Source organism: Paenibacillus gyeongsangnamensis, assembly GCF_027533625.1.
Lineage (GTDB): Bacteria > Bacillota > Bacilli > Paenibacillales > NBRC-103111 > Paenibacillus_G > Paenibacillus_G gyeongsangnamensis.
Genome location: NZ_JAQAGZ010000010.1, coordinates 156,226 through 178,721 on the forward strand (window position 1 = coordinate 156,226; position 22,496 = coordinate 178,721).

The 22,496-nt window shown below is 57.7% G+C and carries 25 protein-coding genes; 17 read left to right on the plus strand and 8 right to left on the minus strand.

The features are described 5' to 3' along the window. Positions 1-93 precede the first annotated feature (93 nt). The gene (locus O9H85_RS16755) at positions 94-759 is read left to right on the plus strand and encodes an HNH endonuclease (RefSeq protein WP_269882560.1); all 666 of its coding nucleotides are present in this window, start codon (positions 94-96) and stop codon (positions 757-759) included. 194 nt (positions 760-953) lie between these two features. On the opposite strand, the gene O9H85_RS16760 is transcribed toward O9H85_RS16755, so the two are convergent. Further along, entirely contained in the window at positions 954-1,805 is an 852-nt protein-coding gene (locus O9H85_RS16760) for an AraC family transcriptional regulator (protein WP_269882561.1), read from the minus strand. 138 nt (positions 1,806-1,943) lie between these two features. Here O9H85_RS16760 and O9H85_RS16765 point away from each other — a divergent pair, with 138 nt between their 5' ends. Next, complete coding sequence (locus O9H85_RS16765) at positions 1,944-2,936, plus strand: aldo/keto reductase (RefSeq protein ID WP_269882562.1); 993 nt, start codon at positions 1,944-1,946, stop codon at positions 2,934-2,936. An 84-nt stretch (positions 2,937-3,020) separates the two neighbouring features. Here O9H85_RS16765 and O9H85_RS16770 read toward each other — a convergent pair whose 3' ends face one another. Beyond that, positions 3,021-3,266 carry a hypothetical protein gene (locus O9H85_RS16770; RefSeq protein ID WP_269882563.1) on the minus strand — a complete coding sequence of 82 codons (246 nt, stop codon included), beginning with the start codon at positions 3,264-3,266 and terminating at the stop codon, positions 3,021-3,023. A 156-nt stretch (positions 3,267-3,422) separates the two neighbouring features. Here O9H85_RS16770 and O9H85_RS16775 point away from each other — a divergent pair, with 156 nt between their 5' ends. Then, entirely contained in the window at positions 3,423-4,976 is a 1,554-nt protein-coding gene (locus O9H85_RS16775) for a type 2 periplasmic-binding domain-containing protein (protein WP_269882564.1), read from the plus strand. Between the two features lie 68 nt (positions 4,977-5,044). On the opposite strand, the gene O9H85_RS16780 is transcribed toward O9H85_RS16775, so the two are convergent. Together O9H85_RS16780 and O9H85_RS16785 are read right to left on the minus strand one after the other, a co-directional pair. Continuing rightward, positions 5,045-5,674 (minus strand): SdpI family protein, encoded by a 630-nt coding sequence (locus O9H85_RS16780; RefSeq protein ID WP_269882565.1) that lies wholly within the window; start codon positions 5,672-5,674, stop codon positions 5,045-5,047. A gap of 121 nt (positions 5,675-5,795) precedes the next feature. Next, positions 5,796-6,218 (minus strand): hypothetical protein, encoded by a 423-nt coding sequence (locus O9H85_RS16785; RefSeq protein WP_269882566.1) that lies wholly within the window; start codon positions 6,216-6,218, stop codon positions 5,796-5,798. A gap of 63 nt (positions 6,219-6,281) precedes the next feature. Between O9H85_RS16785 and O9H85_RS16790 the strand changes: the two genes are divergently transcribed. Then, entirely contained in the window at positions 6,282-6,545 is a 264-nt protein-coding gene (locus tag O9H85_RS16790; RefSeq protein ID WP_269882567.1) for a hypothetical protein, read from the plus strand. Here O9H85_RS16790 and O9H85_RS16795 read toward each other — a convergent pair. Further along, a complete protein-coding gene (locus O9H85_RS16795; protein ID WP_269882568.1) occupies positions 6,502-6,969 on the minus strand; it encodes an Hsp20/alpha crystallin family protein in 468 nt (155 codons plus the stop codon). The two genes, O9H85_RS16790 and O9H85_RS16795, sit on opposite strands and share 44 nt — an antisense overlap. Before the next feature lie 91 nt (positions 6,970-7,060). Between O9H85_RS16795 and O9H85_RS16800 the strand changes: the two genes are divergently transcribed. The 11 genes from O9H85_RS16800 to O9H85_RS16850 all read left to right on the plus strand — a co-directional run bounded on the left by O9H85_RS16800 (position 7,061) and on the right by O9H85_RS16850 (position 17,566). Then, entirely contained in the window at positions 7,061-7,318 is a 258-nt protein-coding gene (locus O9H85_RS16800; RefSeq protein WP_269882569.1) for a hypothetical protein, read from the plus strand. After that, entirely contained in the window at positions 7,315-7,548 is a 234-nt protein-coding gene (locus O9H85_RS16805) for a hypothetical protein (protein WP_269882570.1), read from the plus strand. The genes O9H85_RS16800 and O9H85_RS16805 overlap by 4 nt, the downstream gene beginning before the upstream one ends. Positions 7,549-7,604: 56 nt before the next feature. Further along, positions 7,605-7,901: an ArsR/SmtB family transcription factor gene (locus tag O9H85_RS16810; protein WP_269882571.1), complete on the plus strand. Its 297-nt coding sequence runs from the start codon at positions 7,605-7,607 to the stop codon at positions 7,899-7,901. A 270-nt stretch (positions 7,902-8,171) separates the two neighbouring features. Then, positions 8,172-9,239, plus strand: coding sequence for an MFS transporter (locus O9H85_RS16815; protein ID WP_269882572.1), 1,068 nt, complete (start codon positions 8,172-8,174; stop codon positions 9,237-9,239). Positions 9,240-9,351: 112 nt separating this feature from the next. Beyond that, the gene (locus tag O9H85_RS16820) at positions 9,352-9,609 is read left to right on the plus strand and encodes a hypothetical protein (RefSeq protein WP_269882573.1); all 258 of its coding nucleotides are present in this window, start codon (positions 9,352-9,354) and stop codon (positions 9,607-9,609) included. A gap of 238 nt (positions 9,610-9,847) precedes the next feature. Next, positions 9,848-11,797, plus strand: a complete 1,950-nt coding sequence (locus O9H85_RS16825; RefSeq protein WP_269882574.1) for an LTA synthase family protein — start codon at positions 9,848-9,850, stop codon at positions 11,795-11,797. A 724-nt stretch (positions 11,798-12,521) separates the two neighbouring features. Then, positions 12,522-13,838 carry a deoxyguanosinetriphosphate triphosphohydrolase family protein gene (locus O9H85_RS16830; RefSeq protein WP_269882575.1) on the plus strand — a complete coding sequence of 439 codons (1,317 nt, stop codon included), beginning with the start codon at positions 12,522-12,524 and terminating at the stop codon, positions 13,836-13,838. A 103-nt stretch (positions 13,839-13,941) separates the two neighbouring features. Further along, positions 13,942-14,763 (plus strand): protein-glutamine gamma-glutamyltransferase, encoded by an 822-nt coding sequence (locus O9H85_RS16835; RefSeq protein WP_269882576.1) that lies wholly within the window; start codon positions 13,942-13,944, stop codon positions 14,761-14,763. Between the two features lie 114 nt (positions 14,764-14,877). Continuing rightward, the gene (locus O9H85_RS16840) at positions 14,878-16,077 is read left to right on the plus strand and encodes a S8 family peptidase (RefSeq protein ID WP_269882577.1); all 1,200 of its coding nucleotides are present in this window, start codon (positions 14,878-14,880) and stop codon (positions 16,075-16,077) included. An 86-nt stretch (positions 16,078-16,163) separates the two neighbouring features. Beyond that, entirely contained in the window at positions 16,164-17,402 is a 1,239-nt protein-coding gene (nagZ, locus tag O9H85_RS16845; protein ID WP_269882578.1) for a beta-N-acetylhexosaminidase, read from the plus strand. A 20-nt stretch (positions 17,403-17,422) separates the two neighbouring features. Next, entirely contained in the window at positions 17,423-17,566 is a 144-nt protein-coding gene (locus O9H85_RS16850; protein WP_269882579.1) for a hypothetical protein, read from the plus strand. A 262-nt stretch (positions 17,567-17,828) separates the two neighbouring features. Here O9H85_RS16850 and O9H85_RS16855 read toward each other — a convergent pair whose 3' ends face one another. Further along, entirely contained in the window at positions 17,829-19,214 is a 1,386-nt protein-coding gene (locus O9H85_RS16855; RefSeq protein WP_269882580.1) for an MFS transporter, read from the minus strand. Positions 19,215-19,278: 64 nt separating this feature from the next. Between O9H85_RS16855 and O9H85_RS16860 the strand changes: the two genes are divergently transcribed. Then, complete coding sequence (locus O9H85_RS16860; RefSeq protein WP_269882581.1) at positions 19,279-20,475, plus strand: MGDG synthase family glycosyltransferase; 1,197 nt, start codon at positions 19,279-19,281, stop codon at positions 20,473-20,475. Positions 20,476-20,529: 54 nt separating this feature from the next. On the opposite strand, the gene yhfH is transcribed toward O9H85_RS16860, so the two are convergent. After that, positions 20,530-20,709, minus strand: a complete 180-nt coding sequence (yhfH, locus tag O9H85_RS16865) for a protein YhfH (RefSeq protein WP_269882582.1) — start codon at positions 20,707-20,709, stop codon at positions 20,530-20,532. A gap of 446 nt (positions 20,710-21,155) precedes the next feature. On the opposite strand from yhfH, the gene O9H85_RS16870 reads away from it, so the two are divergent. Next, a complete protein-coding gene (locus tag O9H85_RS16870) occupies positions 21,156-21,773 on the plus strand; it encodes a nitroreductase family protein (protein WP_269882583.1) in 618 nt (205 codons plus the stop codon). Between the two features lie 88 nt (positions 21,774-21,861). Here O9H85_RS16870 and O9H85_RS16875 read toward each other — a convergent pair whose 3' ends face one another. Next, positions 21,862-22,335, minus strand: coding sequence for a DnaJ family domain-containing protein (locus O9H85_RS16875; RefSeq protein ID WP_269882584.1), 474 nt, complete (start codon positions 22,333-22,335; stop codon positions 21,862-21,864). Positions 22,336-22,496: the final 161 nt, after the last annotated feature.

The window sequence follows — 22,496 nt, forward strand, 5'->3', positions numbered from 1 at the left end:
TGTCGCCGATCTTAGCATGAAAGAATGAAATGAACATGAAATTTTTGATATACTGGAAAGGAGAATAACAGCAGACGGGATGCGTGGTGAACCATGGCGACGGTTGAGATCGGGGCACATTGCCGCTTATATAAAGAATGCGCCCTGTGCGGCGAGCAGAAATATTACCGGCAATTCCCTACCCGCCGCGGGAGACGTTCCGGCGCGGGCTCGCGCAAAGGCTGCTGCCGCTCCTGTGATCGCAAGCGCCGTAAGTCGCCTCCGGCTGCGGAAAAGTCACCGCTTCGGGCACCGGCGGCGCCTGTCGTCTTGAATCCTGCAACTAAGCCCGTACGGATGGAAACCGATACCCGGTTCCCCGTACGCAAGGACGTGCGACGCACCGCACTGCGTCCGAATAAAGACGGAATGGTGCGGATGAAGGGGAAGAGCAACAACGGCAAACGGTGGATCCAAGAAATCGACTGGGAGCTTGCGCGGCTGCTTGTGGAGGAACATGCCGCCGTCATCATCAATCCCCATCTGATCCGCAGGCTGTACAGCAATGACGACTTCCGCCGGATGATCATGGAACGGGATCGCCATACTTGTTACTACTGCGGCGGTTACGGGGATACGATCGACCATATCCTGCCGAAATCCAAAGGGGGTCATACGACCCCGGTGAACTGCGTCTGCTCCTGCTATGCCTGCAACCAGAGCAAGGCGGACCGGGACGTGAACGGCTTTATTCAAATGCAACAGGAGACAGAAGCCTGATCCTGCTGTCAGCGGATTCCCCCTCGCCGATATAGCATAAAACAATAGACCAAGCCGATCTTCCGGAGGCGTTTCGCCGGAAGGGCGGCTTTTTATTTTTTTCCGGATTTGGAAAAGAGGGTTAAGCCCGGAGCCGGCGATCCCGCAGCGGGCGTTCACATAGGACCCGGCATTTACCCGCTTGAGAAGTTAGTTTAGCGGGGAAGGGAGAGGTCCTTGCGGAACTGCTGCGGCGACATTCCCTGACGCTTCTTGAACATGCGCGAGAACAAGAGCGGATCATCGTAGCCCACGGAACGGGCTATCTCGCTCACGGATAACGAGGCGTCGCCGAGCAGCCTCGCGGCTTTGCCGAGCCGGTAGTCCACCAGATAGTCCTGCGGGGACCGGCCGACCGTCTCCTTGAAGCGCTTGGCCATATATTTGCGGCTCAGACCCAGCTGCTCGGCCATACCTTCCACGGTCATGCTGTGGGAATAGTTTGTTTCGATATATTCCAGCGCCTTCTGCACGTAACGGTCAAGAGAAAGGCGGGCCGGCCCCGTACCGCCGGGCGGACGATCGGAGTTCTTCCCGATCAGCACCGCGAAGAGGCCGTACAGCGCACTCAGCAGCATCAAGTCGCGGCTGTCTTGGCAGCGGCTCGCTTCCAGAAGCCGCCGGAAGCTCTCCTCCATCGGTCCGGGCACTTTGCACCGGAACACAGGCCGGTCTGCGGTTAAGCCGGCCCGCTGCAGGTAGCCCTCGGCGGCGGTTCCGTTGAACGCCACCCAGGCGTACGACCAAGGTATCTCCTTGTCGGCTTGGTACCAGGCCAGCTGGTCCGGCTCGATCAGGAAGCCGTGTCCTGCGCCGAGCCGGTATTCCTTCCCGGCAATTTTGAATTGCCCCCGGCCTTCCAGCACGTAGTGAATCTTGTAATGGTCTTTGATGCCGGGTCCCCAGGCATGTCCGGGGCAGCATTCCTCGGAGCCGCAGTAATACAGCCTCAAGTCCGTGCTTGTATCAATTGATTGTTCCGTGTACTGGTATTTGCTTCTGGACATCGGAGCCTCCCGGGAATGATGGCAGTGTTTAAATTGGCGACATTATACCATATATTGCGGCCATGCTGATATAGGCCGGATCCGGAACTTTGAGTACAATGGACATGGATGAAATAAGCGTACAGGAGGACAAGGGTAATGCCTTATACAGCAGACGCTAATCGTTATACCGAGATGGAGTACCGCCGCTGCGGCAACAGCGGTCTGAAGCTTTCCACAATTTCCTTGGGACTTTGGCACAATTTCGGAGGCATCGACACCTATGAGAACGGGCGGGCGATGGTACGCCGCGCCTTTGACCTGGGCATTACGCACTTCGACCTCGCGAACAACTACGGACCGCCTCCAGGCTCCGCGGAGGAAACCTTCGGCCGTATCCTGAAGGATGACCTCGCTCCATATCGGGATGAGATCATCGTATCCACCAAGGCAGGCTTTTACATGTGGCCGGGGCCTTACGGCGAATGGGGCTCGAGGAAGAATATGATCGCTAGTCTGGATCAAAGCCTCAAGCGGATGGGCCTTGATTATGTTGATATTTATTACCATCACCGGCCGGATCCTAACACGCCTCTCGAAGAGACGATGGGTGCCTTGGACCATATCGTCCGTCAAGGAAAGGCGCTTTACGTCGGCATTTCCAACTACAATGCGGAACAAACCGAGGCGGCTTCCAAGATTCTGAAGAGGCTCGGAACGCCCTGCCTGATCCATCAGCCGAGGTATTCGATGCTCGTGCGCAGTCCGGAAGAGCGGCTCCTGGATGTGCTGCAGGAGGAAGGCATCGGCTCCATAGCTTTCTCGCCTTTGGCAAAGGGGATGCTGACGAACCGCTACCTGAACGGCATTCCGGCCGATTCCCGGGCCGCCGGCCCGAGCCAGTTCTTGAAGCCGGAGGAGCTGACCGAGGAGCTGCTCGGAAAGACCCGGCGGCTGCAGGAGCTGGCCGACCGCCGCGGACAGAAGCTGTCCCAGATGGCGCTGGTTTGGGTTCTCCGGGGAGGCCGCGTAACCTCCGCCCTGATCGGCGCAAGCAAGGTAAGCCAGATCGAGGATGCAGTAGGCGCGCTGGGTAACAGCGAGCTGTCGCAGGAAGAGCTGGCCGAGATCGAAGCCATTCTGAAAGGTTAATCTCGCGTCGGCAGCCGTAGTCCATCGGACTACGGTTTTTTTGTTTATAAGAATTTATAAGTTTTCACAACTTACAGCTTCGCATCAACTTTGATAACGCGCTGGTCCTTGTAAGACAAAGACGGCATAGCCGTTTATCTTGGGTAAGACAAGGACGGAGTTGCCGTTCAGATTGATGGGAAAACCGGATATAATGAAAAATGCAAAAGGTGGTAGGCGGGGTATCCCCCGTAGGTGCTGCATAGCGAATAAATTGAAAATTTTACGGCTAACAACAGCGGCCGGAGGGGGATACCCCACCGGTGTACCATGGCTGTTTTTCTTTTTCATGGGTTTCTCCACAGCCTGGACGGCGAAGCCGTTTATCCTGGTCCCAGGCAATCGTAAAAAAACACAATCCGACAATAAATTACTGCATCCCCGAATGGGAAAGAACAGGCTAGGATAAGTTTATTAACAATTTTCCGTAGAGAAAAGAGGGACAGCATGAACAAGGTAGTGGTTACGGCGTTGGCCGGCACTTTGGCGCTTGGCTCTTTAGCGGGCTGCGGCGGTGCGGACAAGAAGCAGGAAGCGGCGGCTCCGGGGGGCAAGCTGAAATTCTCCATGCTCATTTCGACGAGCGGCAACAAATATGCTGAGAAATCTCCCGACATTAACCAGGATAAATGGGTTAAGAAGCTGGAGGAGAAGACGAATTCGAACATCGATCTGCGCATGATTCCGCTGAAGGATTTCGACGCCAAGATGGCGGTCATGTTCGCCGGCAACGATATACCGGATGTGGTTCAGAACGTGGGTGGAGCGACGTCGAAGGGAATGTCGGGCTCGGTGGAGGCCGGTGTGTTCATGCCGCTGGACGATCTGCTGAAGCAGTATGCTCCGAATTTAATGAAAGCGGTGCCGAAGGAAGCGTGGGACGAGACCACCTACCAGGGGAAAATTTATGGCATTCCGAACTGGCTGTCCAACACGTCGCGCCGCGCCACATTCATCCGAACGGATTTGCTGGAGAAGACGGGACTTCCACAGCCCAAGACCGTCGAGGAGTTTCTGAATATGCTCCTCGCCTTCAAGAAGCTGGGCATCGACAACACGTACCAGCTGCGCGAGAATTTCAAGTACGCCGATACGTTCCTTGGCGCCTATGACGTGCTTCCGGCGCAGTTCGAGGTGCAGGGCGACCAGATCGTGCCGAAGTTTTTTGATGTCGAGAATATGACCAAGGCGCTTCAGGTATACAAAACGATGTATGATGAAGGTCTCGTGCCGAAGGATTTTGCGACGATCTCGTCAACGGACTACAGCAAAAATATCGAGAGCGGCAAGGCAGGCAGCTGGTCGGCCAATGCCGAAGGGCTGATCAACTTCCGCGGCAAGCTCAAGGATGTGATGCCGTCGGCGAAGGTTGACGTCATTCCGTCGCCTCGCGGGCCGGAAAACAAGGGCGGACATCTGCTGTATTCCAGCATTGTGAACTCCTACTACATTAACAAGAACGTCAGCAAGGACAAGGCAATCCAGATCGTGAAGTTCTTTGATTCCATGCTGAGCCCCGAGATGGAGAAATTTTTCAGCTTCGGTATCGAGGGGGAAAACTATACGGTGGAGAACGGCAGCATCAACTATAAGCGCCCGACGAACCAGGACGGCATCGACGAAGAAGGCTTCCGCAGCAACCTGTGGTTCGTGCACGACGTGGTGTACAACAAGCTTCGTTCCGAGCAGACCCAGGACGGCAGGGACATGATCAAAAATTTCGATACGATTCTGTCCAAAGAAGGACTGGGCAGCGTTCGCTTCGTTCCGGCGCTGCCGTCGTTCGCGAAATATCCTGACCTCGCTCCTCAAGCCGATGACGTGGGTCCGAAGCTGATCATCGACCATATGGTCAAGATGATTTACGGCAAGGAGCCGATCTCCGACTGGCCGAAGGTCATCGAGGAATATAAGTCCAAAGGCGGCAACGAAATCTTGAAAGAAGCGAATGAACGCTATAAGAAAAAAGACGGCGTGATCATTCAACAATCCAGGCAATAAATGGTCGAATCTCCCAAGGGACCGGTTTCCGTCAGCGGAAGCCGGTCCCTTGGCGCTGCTGCCCCAGGTTACGGCTTCTTCGCAAAGTAATACGATAAGCCGAGGACGAGAAGAATCGTGGCGGCAAGTATGCCGAACAGCACATAGCGGGCCGTCCCGGCGGGCAGCCAGAGCAGCCCGGCGATCATGGCGGCTCCGCCCGAGGTGAAGATCGGACCGGCGGCGCGGTGGGTTCTGCGCCACACGGTCTTGTCCGCCAGCGTCCAGGGCGTACGGATGCCCGCGTAGACGTTCGGACCGAGCTTCGGAAGGACGCTTCCGAGGCCGATCATCATCAGTCCGACGAGCAGCAGAGCGGCACGGCTCATGTTGAGAGGATGGCCGAGCCCGTGGACGATCATCAGCGCGTGCACCGCCAGCAGCAGCAGCAAGGTCATCGTCTCGATCGCCTGCATGGCATGGCGGTGAGCGGCTTCCTGGCTTTGAGGTCCGGCGGCCGCCAGACTCCGGAACAGAAAGGTCAGAACAACCATCAGAATGGGGGCGATGAGCAGGGCCGAGCTCTTCGGAGCGAATCCGTTGGGTTCTCCCTTGGCTCCCCAATGGATGGTCAGCGTATCCGGGAGATGAGGGTAGCTCCAAACGCTTAAGAAAAGGGCCAGAGCGATCAGGACGCCGGGGACCATGAATTTTCTCATGCGGCTTTACTCCTCTCTTTGGCATCGCAGTCTTTGTATGGACGTTGTACCACAAATAGGGTGGCGAAGCAAGCCGATCACCGGACCGGACCGCGGGCCTTGTTCGGCACATTGTACGGGCTTACAGAGCTTTGGGCCGGATATGACAGCTTGGTCCGTTCCCCGTCACGCCGGATTTCGCAGCCGGACGGGGCGCTCCTCCGGCGGCTGCGCCTCCGCAGCCTTTGCCGGTCAAGTCTTCCGCCCCTTCAAGAAAAGCCTCCAGCGTCTCCGCCGCAATCGGTCCCGTATGATTGACGCCGATGTTCAGCTTGCCCTTCAGTTCCTTGATTCCCAAGGCCCCAAAGTTGTTGCTGTGCTCCAGCTTCTCTACGACCAGCTTCTCAATGGAGAGATGCTCGATCACGATGGCCGGAGCGGCTTCCGCGGGCTTGTCTGCCGTTAAAGTCCGGAGTCTCGCCTCCAGCTCGGCGATCCGCCGTTCCAAGGCCGGGGATGGCGCAGATCCGAGCTTCCCGCGAATCCATGCTGCGAATGACGGCATTCCCGCACCCCTTTTCACATAGACTGGTCTAGATCGAACATCCCGTACAGGAGGGACCTTCATATGTTTCATCCAGCACAAGCGAATTTCGGTTTCATTAAGGTAAACCAGCTGTCAAAATCAACGGCCATAGGCTTCGGGAGCAACGTCCGAATCGGCGTGCAAGCCGGAATCAGGCTGAACCAGGGCTTCGGCCAACACTATGGGGATGGCTGCGCCGTGGTCGGACATAAGGCCCTCATTGACGACCGGGATGTCATCGACGCGCCCTCGTGTTCCGGCCTCAATCGATTGGGATGCTTCGCTTCGGAGGAGCCGGTGTCGTAATCCGAACGATCAGCACCCCTTCATGATAGGCGGCGGTGATCCGGCTGGCCGGGCTGCTTGCCTCCGCGGGCAGCGGAATGGTCCGCGTGAACGGACCGTTCAGCCGCTCCTTGGACAGGAATGCCGCCCCCGGAAACAAAGGCTTGGCCTCGCCTTTCACGTAAAGCGCCCCCGGCCCTGCGGATAGCTCCACATCCTCCTTGGCGACGCCGGGCAAATCGACCAAAACAATCAGCTCTCCGTCTCCCTGAAGCAAGTCCACAAGCGGCAGCAGCGCCGGCTTGTCTCCGCCGCTTCCCTGGAAGTACGGGTGCGTCTCCATCATTTGCTTCGCTCCGGGCTGGTCAAAGATCTCGTTCCAGAACTCGCTGCCGGAGAAATGCTTGGCAATCTCCAGCCATTTGCCGATCTTATCGCTATTCAACCCCGCCCACCTGCTTTCGGTCCCGCCAGGTTATAATTCAGTGTCCTCGGCGTATACATAATTATCAATTCTTCAGAGGTGATGGACACCGATGGGACATTCTACAGTAATCAATAATATTTTTATTCTCAAAATTAATTCCATCGAAAATGCTTCGGCGATCAATGTCGGCCAAAATTTTTTGGCGGAATGGTCGAATTCGGATAAACGCATCCAGGGCTACGGCCAAAATTACGGAGACGATTCCGATTTCGTCGGCAACAGCCATTACGTGGACGACAAGGATCTAGTCGATTTCCCGGCACTGAAACGATCCGCATTCTTGCTTCCGGGGGAGGAACCGCGATGATATTCGCTCCAATGTCGGTCAATTTATTAGGCTTTAAGGTTAACGTCTTGGACCGGGACAGCACGCTCAGCTTCGGGCCGAGCCAGAAAATCGATGTCTTCATATCGAGCAAGCAGAATATGGGCTTTGGCGAGAATAACGGAGACTTGTCGCCGATTTTTGTTCCGATGGACATCATATTGGATTCTGACGTTCTGGATAATGTTCCGAACAAGAACAGCATTGTATAAGCCCATTAAGAAAAATGGGGATTTCCAAAAATATCCTGGTGAAATATCATAGTTCTATGACTATTGAACTTAAAGCCCATGACGAGCAGCTCGTGAAAATTTTCAAGGCGCTGGCGGATCCGACACGGATCGAGATTATCCGCACGCTGCAAGGAAGCAAGATCGAAATGAACTGCGGGGAGGTAGGAGAGAAGTGCGAAGCCTCCAAGTCCAATGCGTCTTACCACTTTCGGACGCTGCGGGAGGCGGGGCTGATCCGGGTCCGCAAGGACGCTCAGACGAAATGGATTACGATTGACGATGAGACATTCAGCCGGTATTTGCCCGGTTTCCTGGAAACGCTGAATAATTGAAGACGCCCGGTTGTCATGCCGCCGCGGGTCTTGCCGGGATGCCGGGAGCCCTCTGAAAGAGGAGAGGGCGAATTTTTTTGTCCTTTAGTTCAATTGTTATTGAACTAACAAACTACATAACGAAAAAAAGTAGAAAGGAGCTAAAGCTATGAAGCGCATTCTCTTCTTGTTTTTCCTCGTAATGTTCGGCATCGGAACCGACACGTTTATCATTTCGCCGCTGCTGCCCACCTTGACGGAGCGTTTTCAGATCCCGGCGACGTGGTTGGGGTGGCTTGTGGGCGCCTACGCGCTCGGATATGCCGGTACGGCCTTGGCCGCAGGGCCGCTCTCGGACGGCTGGACCTCAAGCGGGTCATGGTATGGGGTATGCTGGCTTTCTCGGTCAGCACGGTGCTCTGTGGGCTGGCCGACAGCTTCTGGAGCATGCTGCTGTTCCGGGCGGCGGCAGGCATCAGCGCCGCATTCGTCTCTCCCCAGGTATGGGCCGCCATTCCGGCGCTTGGAAAGCCGCAGCAGATCGTGAAGGCGATGGGCGTAGCCATGGCGGGCTTGTCCGTGTCTCAGCTGCTCGGTGTGCTGCTAGGCAGTTTCTTGGCAGCGGTAAGCTGGCCCGTGCCGTTCTACTGCTTGGGCGGACTCTCGCTTCTCCTCACCATGGCGATCGGCCTGACGGTGCCGCCGCTTAATGCGCAGAACCGCGCGGCTGCAGGAAGGACGGCCCTCGCTGATCGTTACCGCAGCGTTCTTGCGGTTCCTTCGACTGCAAGATCTTTCTTCGCCTACTTCTTGTTTCATACCGGAAGCTTCGGAGCCTTCTCCTTCATCGGCACTTTCCTGAGCAGGGAGCACGGGCTGGATCTCGGGGGCATCGGCCAGACGATGATTTGGCTTGGGGCCGGCAATCTGGCGGGCAGCCTGACCGGGGGGATCCTTGTGCAGCGCTGGGGGGCGGCCCGCGTATTCCGTGGCGCTTTCCTGACGGTCTTTGCCGTCTACCTCGCGGTCCCTGCCGTTCAAGTGCTCCTCGGGGCGCAGCTGCTGTTCACGCTGTGCTCCTTTGCCGGAGGCGTCCTGTTCCCGCTGATTATGAGCACGCTGCAGAGTCTGGCTCCGGATTCCCGGGGCACCATTGCCAGCTTGTCGAACGCGCTCATGTATGCAGGGGCTGCGGTCGGCTCCTACGCGGGCGGCTTGCTGTATGCCGCCTTCGGCCGCTTCGCCGCGGTGGGCTGGCTTGCGGCGGGTCTGTTCGCCGCCGCCTTCATGCTGTTCAGCCTCGGCGGCTTGTTCGCCTGGCGCCGTCCGGTGCAGGGCAAGGAGGCGGAGCTCGCCTAGTCCTGTACCCCGGTGCAGACGCTCCCGAACCAACCCTCGTCCATCCTTGACGTCCATTCTCCATAGCCCCGCCGCCGGGAGCATCATCGTCGCCGGGGTTTTCCCTTCCCCGATGTGCACCCCAACCACCGGATGGTCCGGTTCCTCGTTCCACCGGCAGCCGTTCGCTCTGCCTGCGGTATCGTCTCCCGGAAATGCCTCGAACAGCTTCTTCCCTACGCTCCAACCTACCCTTCAAGCCGCCGAATGGGGGCTTCATCCCCCGAACGCCGCGGCAGGTGCGCCTCGCGAGAATTCACCGGAATCCGCAGACCAGTGGAAGCCGACCCGGCAGGGTCTGCGAGACATTTTTCGACAAAAAGATCGTTGAAGGGCTTCGAATGGGGTGAAATCAACCCAAATCCCGAGTCAGAAATGGGGCTGAGCCTGCGACAATCGTACCAATTTGTTCCTTTCAACCGTTTTTTCATGTTTCTTTAAGATTTCGTGTTTACAATAGCTTAATAAATAAAAAAGAAAATCCGCATTGATAAAAAGAGAAAACGCGGGATAGGAGTGTGAGAAAGACCGTGCGTCCCTTTTTCTTAAAAAGACGGAAGCATGCAGGGGTGGAACGGAGCCGTGCGCGGAGCTCCTTCTGGATTGTGCTCGCATGTATCGCGGTGCCTCTTGTGCTGGTTTTTGGCGTGGAGTTTATCCAGCGCGGCAACCTGTACGAAACGTGGGCATGGATGAGTCATAACCCCAAGCTGTTTATTATGAACGGCATACTGGATTTATTCGTATTTTTACTTATTTTCGGGTTAACCGGTACGCTGCTGCCATCCTTTGCATTAGCCTTATTGCTGCTGTGTACGATGTCGTTCGTCAGCTATTTCAAGGTGAAGCTGATCGGCGAGCCGTTCTTTCCGTGGGATATTTTCCTGAACAAGGAAAGCATGAACATTATGCCGCTCGTCGCGAACAAATCCGCCCTGATGCGGATCGGAACGATGGTCGTCTCCGTGCTGGCTTTGTTTGTGCTGTCGTTCTTCGTACCTCGGCTGCGGCTCCGGCCCTTGACCCAGATCGGGGTTGGGCTGGCGGCTATCTTCGCGCTGTATTCCTTCGGCGTGAATGCGCCGTGGAGCAGCTATGTCATGGACCGGATGGGCGCAAGCGAAATCGCGTGGAATCAATCGGAGAACTACGGCAGTAACGGGATGGCGCTGGCTTTTACGATGAATGTGAAAAATGCGATCGTGCCGAAGCCTGCCGGCTATGACGAAGCGGCCATGGCGAGTCTCGCGGAGACGCTGAAGACGGCGCAGCAGAGCGGGATTCAGACGGCTTCGCTGAACATGGATTCCGCCGGCGGCCAGAAGCCGAACGTCATCTTCATTATGAACGAAGCGTTCTGGGACCCGACGTTGCTGCCGAACGTGAAGTTCAGCGAGGATCCGGTGCCGACCGTTCACCGGCTGCAGCAGGAATCGACGTCGGGCTACCTGCTCTCGCCCCAGTTCGGAGGCGGCACGAGCAACGTCGAGTATGAGGTGCTGACCGGCCAGTCGATGAGCTTCCTCCCGGCCGGCTCAATCCCTTATCAGCAATATATCTCCAGGCCGATTTCGAGCCTTGCGGGGTATTTTGAAGGGCAGGGGTACAAAAGCATGGCCATCCACTCCTATGAGGGGTGGTTCTGGAACAGGGAGAACGTGTATAAGCAAATGGGCTTCGAGAGCTTTATGAGCAAGGATCAGTTTACGAATCCGCAGTACAAGGGCGATTTTATCTCGGATGATGAAGTGGCGAACAGCATTATCAAGCAAGTGGACAGCTCGGACCGGCCGATGTTTATTTACACGGTCACGATGCAAAATCACGGCCCGTACGACGACAACCGTTACGGGACCAATCCGATCAAAGCCGAAGGCCCGCTTACGCCTGACGCGAAGAGCACGCTGGAGACGTACACGCAAGGGGCGCATGATGCGGATGCGAGCCTCCAGAAGCTGATCGATCATTTCACACAGACGGGTAAGCCGACAGTGATCATCTTTTACGGGGACCATCTCCCGATGCTGGGGTACGACTACGACGTATATACGCAGGCAGGCTTCATTCATACGGCCAAATCCGAGCAGTGGTCGCTCGAGGAGCTGCAGCGGATGCACAGCGTTCCATTTGTCACCTGGTCGAACATCGGCCTGTCGAAGGAACAGGTGCCGACGATCAGCAACTCTTTCCTCGGCTCTTATGTGTTGAACCGGATCGGCCTGCCGCTGCCGGCTACGTTAGCCTACAACCGCGAGCTGGCTCAGAAGATGCCGGGAATGCTGCGCAATCTCGTCGTCGACGCGAGCGGCAAGCTGTATCCGTCCGTTCCGGCGCCGCTGAAGGGCGATGTGGAGAAATACCGGGAGATGCAGTACGACGAACTGTTCGGCAAGCAGTACCTTGCGAAATATATCGATACGGAGTATTTGAAGCAAAATGTGATGCCGAACTACAATCAGGAGTTCGCCGAGCAGCCGCCCGCGGATGCGGACACGGTGCTTAACGCGAGCGAGCATTAGAGCGAGCATTAGATGGAACGCGCACAGCCTGGTCATTGGGACCGGGCTGTTTCGTGCATCAAGCCTGGGAGCCTGGTCGCAGCGGAATGAAGGAATGGGGGGAGTGCGGGCAAGGAGTGCGGGCAGGGCAAGAGCAGGGCAAGAGCAGGACAAGAGCAGTGCAAGAGCAGCTGTGGGAAAGCGCTATTTAGCGAACTGAAGTTCAATGTTAGTGAGCGTAGGTTCATTACGGAGCTGGATAGCGTGAGAAGTAGGCGTATAGTGAACTTGGAGACGCTAGTAAGGAACCAAAGTTCGCTGCAAGAGCGCTCAGGTTCATTACAGCCATAGAAGTGAGAGGGAAGCGCCATTTAGCGAACTGGAGTTCATTACAAGTGAGCGTAGGTTCATTACGGAGCTTGGAAGCATGCGAGCAGGTTCATTTCTGCGCCGGAAAGAATGCGAATTAGGCGTAATACTCATAGTGAACTTGGGGCGCTAGTAAGTGGTTGGTGTCGCTCTAAGTCCCATAAGGATATCCAACTATACAATCCTACCTCCCCCCAATCGCTGACAGCACATCGAACGTACATGTAAATTTTCCTTACATAAATGACAAATTGACATTGTTCTTCCCGCTGCGGTTATGCTACAATGTGGTTCAAATTCCGGCGGTTTTCATCCGTTTCATTGCGAATGAGCCGCCGCCATGACCAACGACAGCATGTGAGCGGGAGGAACTGACATGGACTTGCGAAAGCTTCGCTTCAACGAAACACCGCTCGCGGCGCCCGGCGCGGAGCGGGACGAATACGAGCGCGATTACGCGCGGCTCATCCAGTCGCCGGCCTTCCGGCGGCTGCAGGGCAAATCGCAGGTGTTCGGAGCCGGCACAGGCGATTATTACCGGACGCGGCTGACCCACTCGCTGGAGGTGTCGCAGATCGCCCGCGAGGTGGCACGCCGCATCGGGCGGCAGTACCGCTTCCTCGGGCGGAGGGAGCACCCCGGACTCATGCTGGTGCCGCAGGTGGTGGAGTGCGCCTCGCTGGCGCATGACCTCGGGCATCCGCCGTTCGGGCACAAGGGCGAGGAAGTGCTGAACCGGATCCTGGCGGATGAGCACGGGCTTAAATATGAAGGGAATGCGCAAAATTTCCGCATTCTGATGTTTCTGGAGAAACGCGCCGGCAGCGGCAGCGGACTGGATTTGACGGCCGCTACCTTGCTCGCGGTAAATAAATATCCGTACTGCCTGGACGAACCGGGCCGGATCAAGGGCGTATACGGCATGGAGTGGGAGTGGATCGAGCAGCTTCGAGCCAAGTGGGACATGCCGGAAGGCTGCTCGACGCTGGAGGCGCAGCTGATGGACCTCTGCGATGACATCGCCTACTCTACCCACGACATTGAAGACGGCATCCGCGCGGGCAAAATCCAAATGAACCGCACCTTCTTCGAGGACGGCCGGCTGCTGGAGAATCTTGTTCATGAGATCGACAGCGACGACGGCAACCTCGAGGTCGGCTGGGATCAGGTCGATATCCGGGCGATGGTGGAACGGGTGCTTGCGGACTATCTCGAGCAGTGGGAGACGATCTATGCCGAATGCGGTAAGGAGGCGTCCCGGACGCGCCGGGAGATGAAAGCCCGCTGGGTCAGCACGTTCGCCGGGCGGGTCGGCATCATCGACGACGATAGGAAGGGCTGGAAGCGGGTCACCTTCGTCCAGGGCGGCGAGCGGGACGTAGAGCTGCTCCGCACGATGGAAATTTTGAAGAAGCTCGCATGGGTTACGCTGATCAAGGACTTCCGCGTCCAACGGCTGCAGAAGCGAAGCGAGATCATGATCCAGCGGCTGTGGGATAGCTTCAAGCTGCAGGACAAGGGGAGACTGATTCTTCCGCCCGACTGGATCGAGAGCTACGAGCAGCATAAGACGAAGTGGACGTGGCCGCGCTTCGTGGCCGATTACATCTCCGGAATGACGGACGCTTATGCGGAAAAGGTCTATGCCGAGCTGTTCGCGAGCAAATCCGGCTCGATCTATGAAATGGATTGATGGTCTGCGCAGGCTTTTCCCCCGCATATAATGCCTAGGAGGCAGAGGGCTTATTAGACTGGAACCGTTCAGCCCGCTGCAGCCGAAGGAGGGGGTTACGGCGATGATCATCTTGCCGGAAGGCAGCGAATCGGTCGATCCGAGCGCCTGGTCTGCGGTCGAGCGTGAGGTGTATGAACAGAAGATGCATAGCGTCAAGCCTTATCAATATGAATCGGCGGACGCTCTCCGGTTCGAGCTGAAGCTTAGAGCGGCCATCGTAGAGGCAGCCATTGATTTGAGCCGGACACCGGTAATGTTCGCGTCGTTCAAGAGTTCCAGATGCAATCCGCGCTACTGGAAGCGGACGGACGAAGGCGGCTTCATGCTTCTGCCCGGCGTGGAGTCGTCCGCGGCGATCTACGATATTTACCGGAACGGCAGGCTGTACGCGTTCGAGTGCGCGACGGCCATCATTATCGTGCTGTATAAAGGGGTGCTGGAGACGATCGGTTCGGCCAGCTTCAGCCGGGTGTTCGGCAACCTGTATCTGCATTCCTGGAATCACGATAACGACCTGCAGCTGATAACCGAGTACGGCAAGCAGGAGGCGTTCCCGGGGGATGCGCAATATTTTAAAAACCCGGACATCGATCCCAGATACCCGCAGTGGCAGGGCGAGAACGTCATCAAGCTGCCGCAGGGTAATTATTACGGGCACGGCATCGGCATCCGAAAAGCGGACGCGATCATCGCGAAGCTCAACACTTTTCGAAAAGCGGGAAGCAAGGTATCCGCCAGGCTGCTGGACGAAGCGACGTACCCGAACTTCTTTTACATCCAGCAAGCGGCCGTCTCCGGTCCCGGACTCCCGCTGCTCCCGTTCCCCCCGCCTTCCCGCTCGGTTGTCGGCCGCATCGGGAAGCGAACCTACATTTACGTGTGACGGCAAGTAAGGCGCACGATTCCTCGTGGAATCGTGTTTTTTGCATTGGGCAGGGCGAATGTGCAGTCTGGAGCAGGCCTTCACCCATAAGCTGTTATGGAGGTGAGCCAGCAGATGATTATACAAGGAAAGAAGAAAAGGGTACAACTTGGCCGAAACCGGCATACGGCCGTCATCGTCCAATTCAAAAAGGGCTTCGTGTTTGACAAGCATTGGCACCGGGTAAAAAGAGAGATCCATCCTCATAAGACCGGTTCTCCCGTTCATTTACCCTTGATCCGTTCGGTGGCCGTAACCGTACCGCGGGAGGCGATTAGCAAGCTGTACCGGTGCAAGCACGTGTACCGTGTATTTCCTGACCGTAAACGGCGGATGCTGCTGGATATCGCGACCCCGGCCATCGGCGCGTCGGCGGCGCAAGCGGCGGGCCTGACGGGCCGAGGGGTCGGCATCGCCATTATCGATACGGGGGTGTATCCGCATCCCGACTTGACCCGCCCGGCGAACCGGATCGCCGCGTTCAAGGATTTCGTCGGCGGGCGGACGAAAGCTTACGACGACAACGGCCACGGCACGCACTGCGCGGGGGATGCCGCCGGGAACGGCTTCTCGTCCGGCGGACGCTACCGCGGCCCCGCGCCGCAGGCGCGTATCATCGGCGTTAAGGTGCTTGACGCGCAGGGTACCGGCTACGACTCCACGATCATTCGCGGCATCGATTGGTGTATCCGCAACCGGAAGCGCTACGGCATCCGGATCGCTTCGCTCTCACTGGGCGGGCCCGCGCCGGGCTCCTGCGGGCAGGACCCGCTCTGCCAGGCGGTGAACCGCGCCGTTCGGCGAGGGCTCGTGATCGTGGCGGCCGCAGGCAACGAAGGCCCTCGCCCGGGTACGATCTCCTCGCCAGGCACGAGCCCGCTTGCGATCACCGCAGGCGCCGCGGACGACCGCCGAAGCGTTCGCCCGCTCGCGGAGCGCGTCGCGGGCTTCTCCTCGCGCGGTCCGGCGAAGGGCGGGGCCATGAAGCCCGATCTCGTCGCTCCCGGCGTCGGCATCGTCTCGCTGCGGGTACCTGGTTCCGTACTGGACCGGCTGCTGCCGTCGGCCCGGCGCGGACGGCGGTATTTTGCGCTGTCCGGCACAAGCATGGCTACCCCTCTTACGGCGGGAGCCGCCGCCCAGCTGCTGCAGCGTTATCCCGGCCTGACGCCCGCGGGGGTTAAGCGGTTGCTGAAGCGGCATGCGATCCGTTTGGGCCGGCCCATGAACGCGCAGGGCAGCGGGCTGCTCAATATGAGGTTCCTTAAGCATTAAGGAGCACGTATGTAAACGACTGGAAAAGACCAAGCTAATCTATACGCGTATTCTTGCATTCTGATCGAAAGCCGGTGACTTTCTTCATGCTGCGAAACACCCCCCAATCGCTTCTGCCGATCGCCTCCGCGCTGCCGGCTCTAGTAACGTTCCTTCTGCTGACCGGATGCTCAGGCCAGGGCTCTCCCGGGACGGAAGGCACGGCGAAGCCGCAGGCCCCGCCGTCCGATCCGGTTCGGGAACGCCTCACTTCGCTTACGCTGGACCAGAAGCTGGGTCAGCTCCTGATTGCGGGCATAGACGGAGACCGGATTACCGGCGACATGGAATCGCTGATCAAGAACGATGATGCGGGAGGCATTATTTTTTACAAGGATAATTTGAAAAGCCCGGCTCAGGCGCTGCAGCTGTTCAATGCTCTTAAGGAAGCGAACAAAGGCAGCTCCGTACCGCTCTGGCTGAGCCTGGACGAAGAGGGCGGGCGAGTGAGCCGCATGCCGGGGGAGCTGGTCAAGATGCCGTCCGCCCGCACGATCGGACTTACCGACAACCGTGACGCTTCCTACGGGGTCGGTCGGGCTTTGGGCGGGGAGCTGTCGGCCTTCGGGCTGAACCTGAATTTTGCTCCGGTGCTGGACGTGAACAGCAATCCGAACAACCCGGTGATCGGCGACCGCTCGTTCGGGGCGGATGCGGCCGTCGTAGGACGCAACGGTACGGCGGAGCTGCAGGGTCTGCAGTCGCAGGGTGTCATCCCCGTGGTAAAGCATTTTCCCGGACACGGAGATACCTCGGTCGACTCCCACATCGGCCTGCCTGTGCTCCAGCATGACTTGACCCGGCTGCGTTCGCTGGAGCTGAAGCCGTTCGCCGAAGCGATCCGCGGGGGCGCGGATGCGGTGATGGTGGCGCATATCCTGCTTCCGAAGCTGGACCCTGAGAACCCGGCATCCTTCTCCAAGCCGGTGATCACGGATCTGCTCCGCAAGGAGCTCGGATTCGGAGGTGTGGTGATGACCGACGATTTGACGATGGGAGCCGTTGTGAAGAAGTACGAGCTCGGTGAAGCCGCCGTCCGTTCGTTGGAAGCGGGGGGCGACGTGCTGTTGGTAGGGCACGGCTATGATTTGGAGCGTCAGGCGCTGCAGGCTGTGAAGGAGGCGGTCCGTTCAGGCCGGCTGACGGAGCGTCGGATCGATGAGAGTGTGTACCGGATCCTGCAGCTTAAAGCGAAGTACAAGCTGACGGACGAACCGAAGGGGCAGGTGGAAATCGCGAGAGTTAATGAAGCCTTGAAGCAGGCGGTGCAGGGGCTGAAGTCTTAGCAGGATTTGGGCACACGGCTGTGGAAAAGAAAATGAGCATGACCGCAAGAGGACAGGCGCTTGCAGGTAGAACGAAGAAGATGCCCGGAAGGCCGGGCGGCGAGGAGTTCAAGGGAAGCGATGAACAGGGGCGGGCTTCCGGATTAGCCGGGAGGGGCTGGTAAATTCAGCCGTAACGGTGAATGCCGGTCAACCGTACTGGGGCTAACCGCGATCCTGTCCGAAGCGGGCCGAGACGCGGGCGGGCGGCGCACGCCGGCGTTTTCAAGGTGCGTTCCCGCCGTTCGTCATCTCTATGAAGCTTGATAGCATAAAATGGGGCCGAAGCAGGAATGCTTCTTCTGACAAGCTGCGCATTGCGCTTAAGCAAGAGCTGCGCTAAAGTGGTACTAGCCCGTTTCCCTTCCCCTGAACCCGTCCCGCCGGTCAACCGGAAGGGGCTTTCGCCCCGGAGCGGGACGGGCGGGGCATACGCAGCGTGAGCGCGAGCATCAGAACGCCGATGACGGCGCACACCCAAGCCATGCTGTGCAGATGATGGGTTGTGATCTGTTTGCCGAACAGGGCGGCCAGCAGGCTGGAGGACAGAATGGTCCCCATGAATCGGGACGTCATGAACAATCCGGAGGCAATGCCGGTTTCCGCTTTGGATACGAAATCGTACAGGGCCGTCTGCATGCCGAGATTATTAAAGCCGTTGCTGATGCCGAGCACGGACAATACGAGGAAGATGGCTATGGCGCTCGACCGGTCTTGAATCGTCAGCAGCAGCAGCGTGCCGGCAATAACGGTAACAGTGCCCAGCAGCAGCGCGGGCTTCGAGCCGCTCCGGTCGATCCAGCGTCCGGCAAGCGGCGTGATGAAGACGCCGAAACCGGCAATCGACAGCATGACGATGCCCGTCTGCTGCGCATCCATTTGCTGGACATGCTGCAGATAGGATGGAATGCCGAACATGATGGAATAGAAGACGATGTTCACCAGGATGAACTGCACATAAATGAGCGTGACATTAACATGCTTCTTCAGGAAAGCGACGTCGATAAACGGCTGGCTCTTGCGTAGCTCGAACCGGTAGAAGAATACGGATAGCACGGCGCTGGCGAGAAGCTTCCATAGGGTGAAGCCGTCCTGAAAGGACAAGAAGAACAGCAGCCACGTGAAGATCGTAACGGAGAAGAAGACCACGCCTGCCCAGTCCATGCCGGTCGTACCCGCGGATCGCTTCGGATCGGACGGGAACAGCTTCCAGGCCAAGACGAAGGAAGCGATAATGAACGGGAAATTAAACAGGAAGATGAAGGGCCAGTCCCCGTAATGGACGAGAAAGCCTCCGAGTGACGGCCCGAAGGCGGCCGAGGTCGAGGAGAAGATGGATAGAATGCCGAGCGCACGCGCTTGATTGGAAGTAATCTGTGCGCGTATAATGCCCATGCCGGCGGGAAACATGGCCGAGCTGCCGATCGCTTGAATGATGCGGAAGCCGATCAGCCATCCGAAGCCCGGGGATAACGGGGCCAGGCAAGACGATAGGGTTACAAGAATTAAGCCGAGCATAAAGACCCGTTTGCGTCCGAACAAATCGCTCCACTTGCCCATGATAGGTTGTCCGACCGCACTGGCTAGGTAATAAGTGGAAATGAGCCAGGAGATATCGGCAAAGGCAAGATGGAACTCCTCTTGAAGCCGCGGCAAGGCGACGGAGATCATGGAGGTGTTCAGCGGGTTAAGCAGTGTACCGAGCGCAACGGCGGTAATCAGAAGCGTTTCGGTTCGTTTGTTTCGGGCCGGTACGGTTTCCAGGGGGATCACCTCTTTTTAACGATTACTATATCAGAAAGAAATGGCAAAATCAGCACATGCAGGGGGGATGACGATGAGTGAGGGTGAAGAACCGATGCGCCTATTGGTGCTGTCGGGCGATTTTGGCGACGGGCACAAGCAAGCGGCCGTAGCGCTCCGCGAAGCTTGCGGAGCTCAAGGGCAGCGGATGCAGGCGGATATCGTGGATTTTACGCAGCAGGTCTATCCCCGTCTGCACCCGGTAATGCGGTATAGCTTCCTGAAGGGTGTGGAGAAGCTGCCGTCCGTTTATGGCTACTTCTTTCATCGTACGCGGCATACCGAGGGCTTGTCCGCGCCGTTTCGCATGTTCCTAGAGCTGGGCTTAGGCAGATTGGCCGCGCTTATCGAGGAGAGATCCCCCGATGCGGTTATCTGCACGTTTCCGCTGGCCGCTGCGGCGGTTTCCCTGCTCAAGGAGCGCGGGCAGCTGAAAGTGCCGCTCGTCACGGTCATTACCGACCACACGGATCACAGTCTCTGGATGAATCCGGGGACCGATCTGTATTTAACCGGATCCGCAGAAGCGGCGGCAGCGCTGCGTCGGCGCGGCGTGCATCAATCGGCGGTTCGGGTCACGGGCATTCCGGTGCGTCCGCGCTTCGGGGAGCCGGGTGAGCGGGACGCGCTGCGGAGACGGTTCGGGCTCCGGCCCGAGCTGCCCGTCGTGCTCGTCATGGGCGGAGGAAGCGGGATGCTGGCGAAGGAGGTACGGAGGCTGCTGCGGTCGGAGGGGCTGTATGAACGGCTGCAGCTGGTGCTGATTTGCGGCAGCAATGAAGGACTTCGTACGGATTTCGAGAGGGCGGCTCGGGGCTGGCCTCCCGACCGGGTGTTCGTGCTGGGCTATGTGGAGGAGATCCACGAGTGGATGGCCGCCGCCGATCTGCTCTTGACGAAGCCAGGGGGCCTCACCACGACGGAGGCCGTCACGATGGGCCTCCCGATGCTGCTGGTGAAGCCGATCCCGGGGCAGGAGGAAGACAATGCCGAGGTGCTGGTGAAGGCCGGCGTGGCAGCTAGAGCCTCGGATGCGCGCGGGCTGCGGGAGCAGCTGCTGGAGCTGCTGGGGCATCCGGACGCGCTTGAACGGATGCGGACGGAGGCGCTCCGCATCCGCCCGGTCCGGTCGGCGGAACGGGCGCTGGAGTCGATCGCCCAGCTGCTGGTGGAGACTCGTCTGCTAGCGGAGCCGGAATTGGAGCCTGCGGCGGCTCTCCGCGTGCAATAGAAAAACCGCAGCTCCCCGGCGTCCGTGCCGGGGAGCTGCGGTTTTTAGCTTTTTTCAGGCCGGATCGGCATCGGACGGGGGAGTAGCGGGCGTAACCGGACTTAAGGGGTAGAACGTCAATCCTTTGCATTTCGGACAGGTGTTGCTGTAGCAGTCGGCCAATTCTTCCATCGTCTCGCCGCAGGTGTCGCAGGCTTTCAGGGGCAGGGCGTCATAAAACTCGCTTGTGTTCATGAGCACGGAAATCCCTCCTCAAACGTTTTTACGAGGGGAAAAACTGCTTCGCAAGCCAAGGCCTTTCCCCACGGGATGTGCGGCGGTCGTTACGGCGACAAGAGGCGAGTACTGAGATATTATCTCTACTATACGCTATCGGGGGACAAAATGTAAGCGCTTCTTTAGTTTTCCGCCGTTGTCCGGTAACTTCATGGACCTGCTTGTCTTTGTCCTTGAAGAGGCTTGGAGGTATAATAGGGAAAATGTACGGATACGTGTAACCGTGAGCGAGAAGGCGGCTTCCTTTTTTTGCCGGCGTAAAAAAGAGGCCGCAGTCCACAATAAGGAAAGGGCCGTCTTGAAGGCAGCTTTATTTTAGGAATAATTAACTTTACAAAAGTAAGTTGATTGTTATAGAATACTAAGTATAAATATAAAATCCGTTAGATAGGAGTGAATTTCATATGAGTACCATAGATCAAAAGCTTTCGGCTGAGGAAGTCATACTTGCCCGTCATTCCGTTCGTAAATACCAGCGCGGGGTAACGATTCCGGATGCGGAATGGAACGAAATTCTGGAGCTGGCCGCAAGCGCCCCATCCTCCTGGAACCTGCAGCACTGGCGCTTCCTCGTTGTGCGCGAGCAGGAGAACAAGGATCGCTTGCTGCCGCTCGCTTTCGGACAACAACAGGTGTCCGATTCCTCGGTAACCGTGATCGTACTCGGTGACCTGCAAGCAAACCTTGCCGCACCAAAAGTATTCGCCGATGCGACACAGGAATTCCGCGATATGATGATCGGACAAATCAACGGCGCCTACGCCGGCAACCCTGACGTCGCTCGCGACGAGGCTGTGCGCAACGCTTCTCTGGCAGCGATGCAGCTGATGCTGGCGGCGAAGGCGAAAGGCTACGACTCCGTGCCGATGGGCGGCTACGACAAGGATGCCGTTGTCAAGGCGCTGAACATCCCGGACCGCTACTTGCCTGTGATGATGATTGCCATCGGTAAAGCGGAATCCCCGGCTCACCCGACCGCACGCCTCCCGTTGTCCGACCTGATCATTAACGAAAGCTTCTAAACCGGAAGCGTAAAAAATAAAGCCCCGATCCCCGTGTTGCTCAAGCACGGGGGCCGGGGCTTGTTTGATTTTGGGCTGAACCGGGCCTTCAGATCCACTTCTCCAGCTGCTCCTGCAGATTGTTCCGGGTGATCTTTTTGCGGTGCTGGGATAATCCTGGGGCTCGGCTGTTGAGGAGGTCGATTTTCTCATTGATGGTACGAATCAGCTCGTCGATTTCTGGGTCCTGGGGGGAGTCATGGAGCAGCTCGGCCGCTTTCTTGAGCTGACCCTGGAGCTCTCTGCGCAGCATGATCCATGGGGGCGGGACGTTGGCCTGCCGCATGATCGTTTCCATAATGTCCCCAGTAGGGACAACCAGAGGTTTGCCTTTGCCCGGCAGCAGGTCTACGCCGCCTTTTCGCACGAATTCTTCATAGGCCTCGTCCGCCGCGCTGCGCTTGCTCAGCTCTGCAGCAGCAAGCAGATCTACATCCTCCAGCGTTTCCTTGGGCAATGGAATGGTAGGACGTTCAGAATCATCTTTGCGAACGGTGGGGCGTTTATCGTTATGGCGGTCCATGGCAGCACGCTCCTTTGGCTGTGATTGGGATAACAATCGTTTTCAGCTTACCGGATCACTGAGACAAGGGTCAAGCGGAGCGCTCTCCTGCCGGATTATCCAACATCGCCTTTCCTTCGCATGCTCATGATTTGCAGGCCAGAGCAGGAATTTTAAGGAAA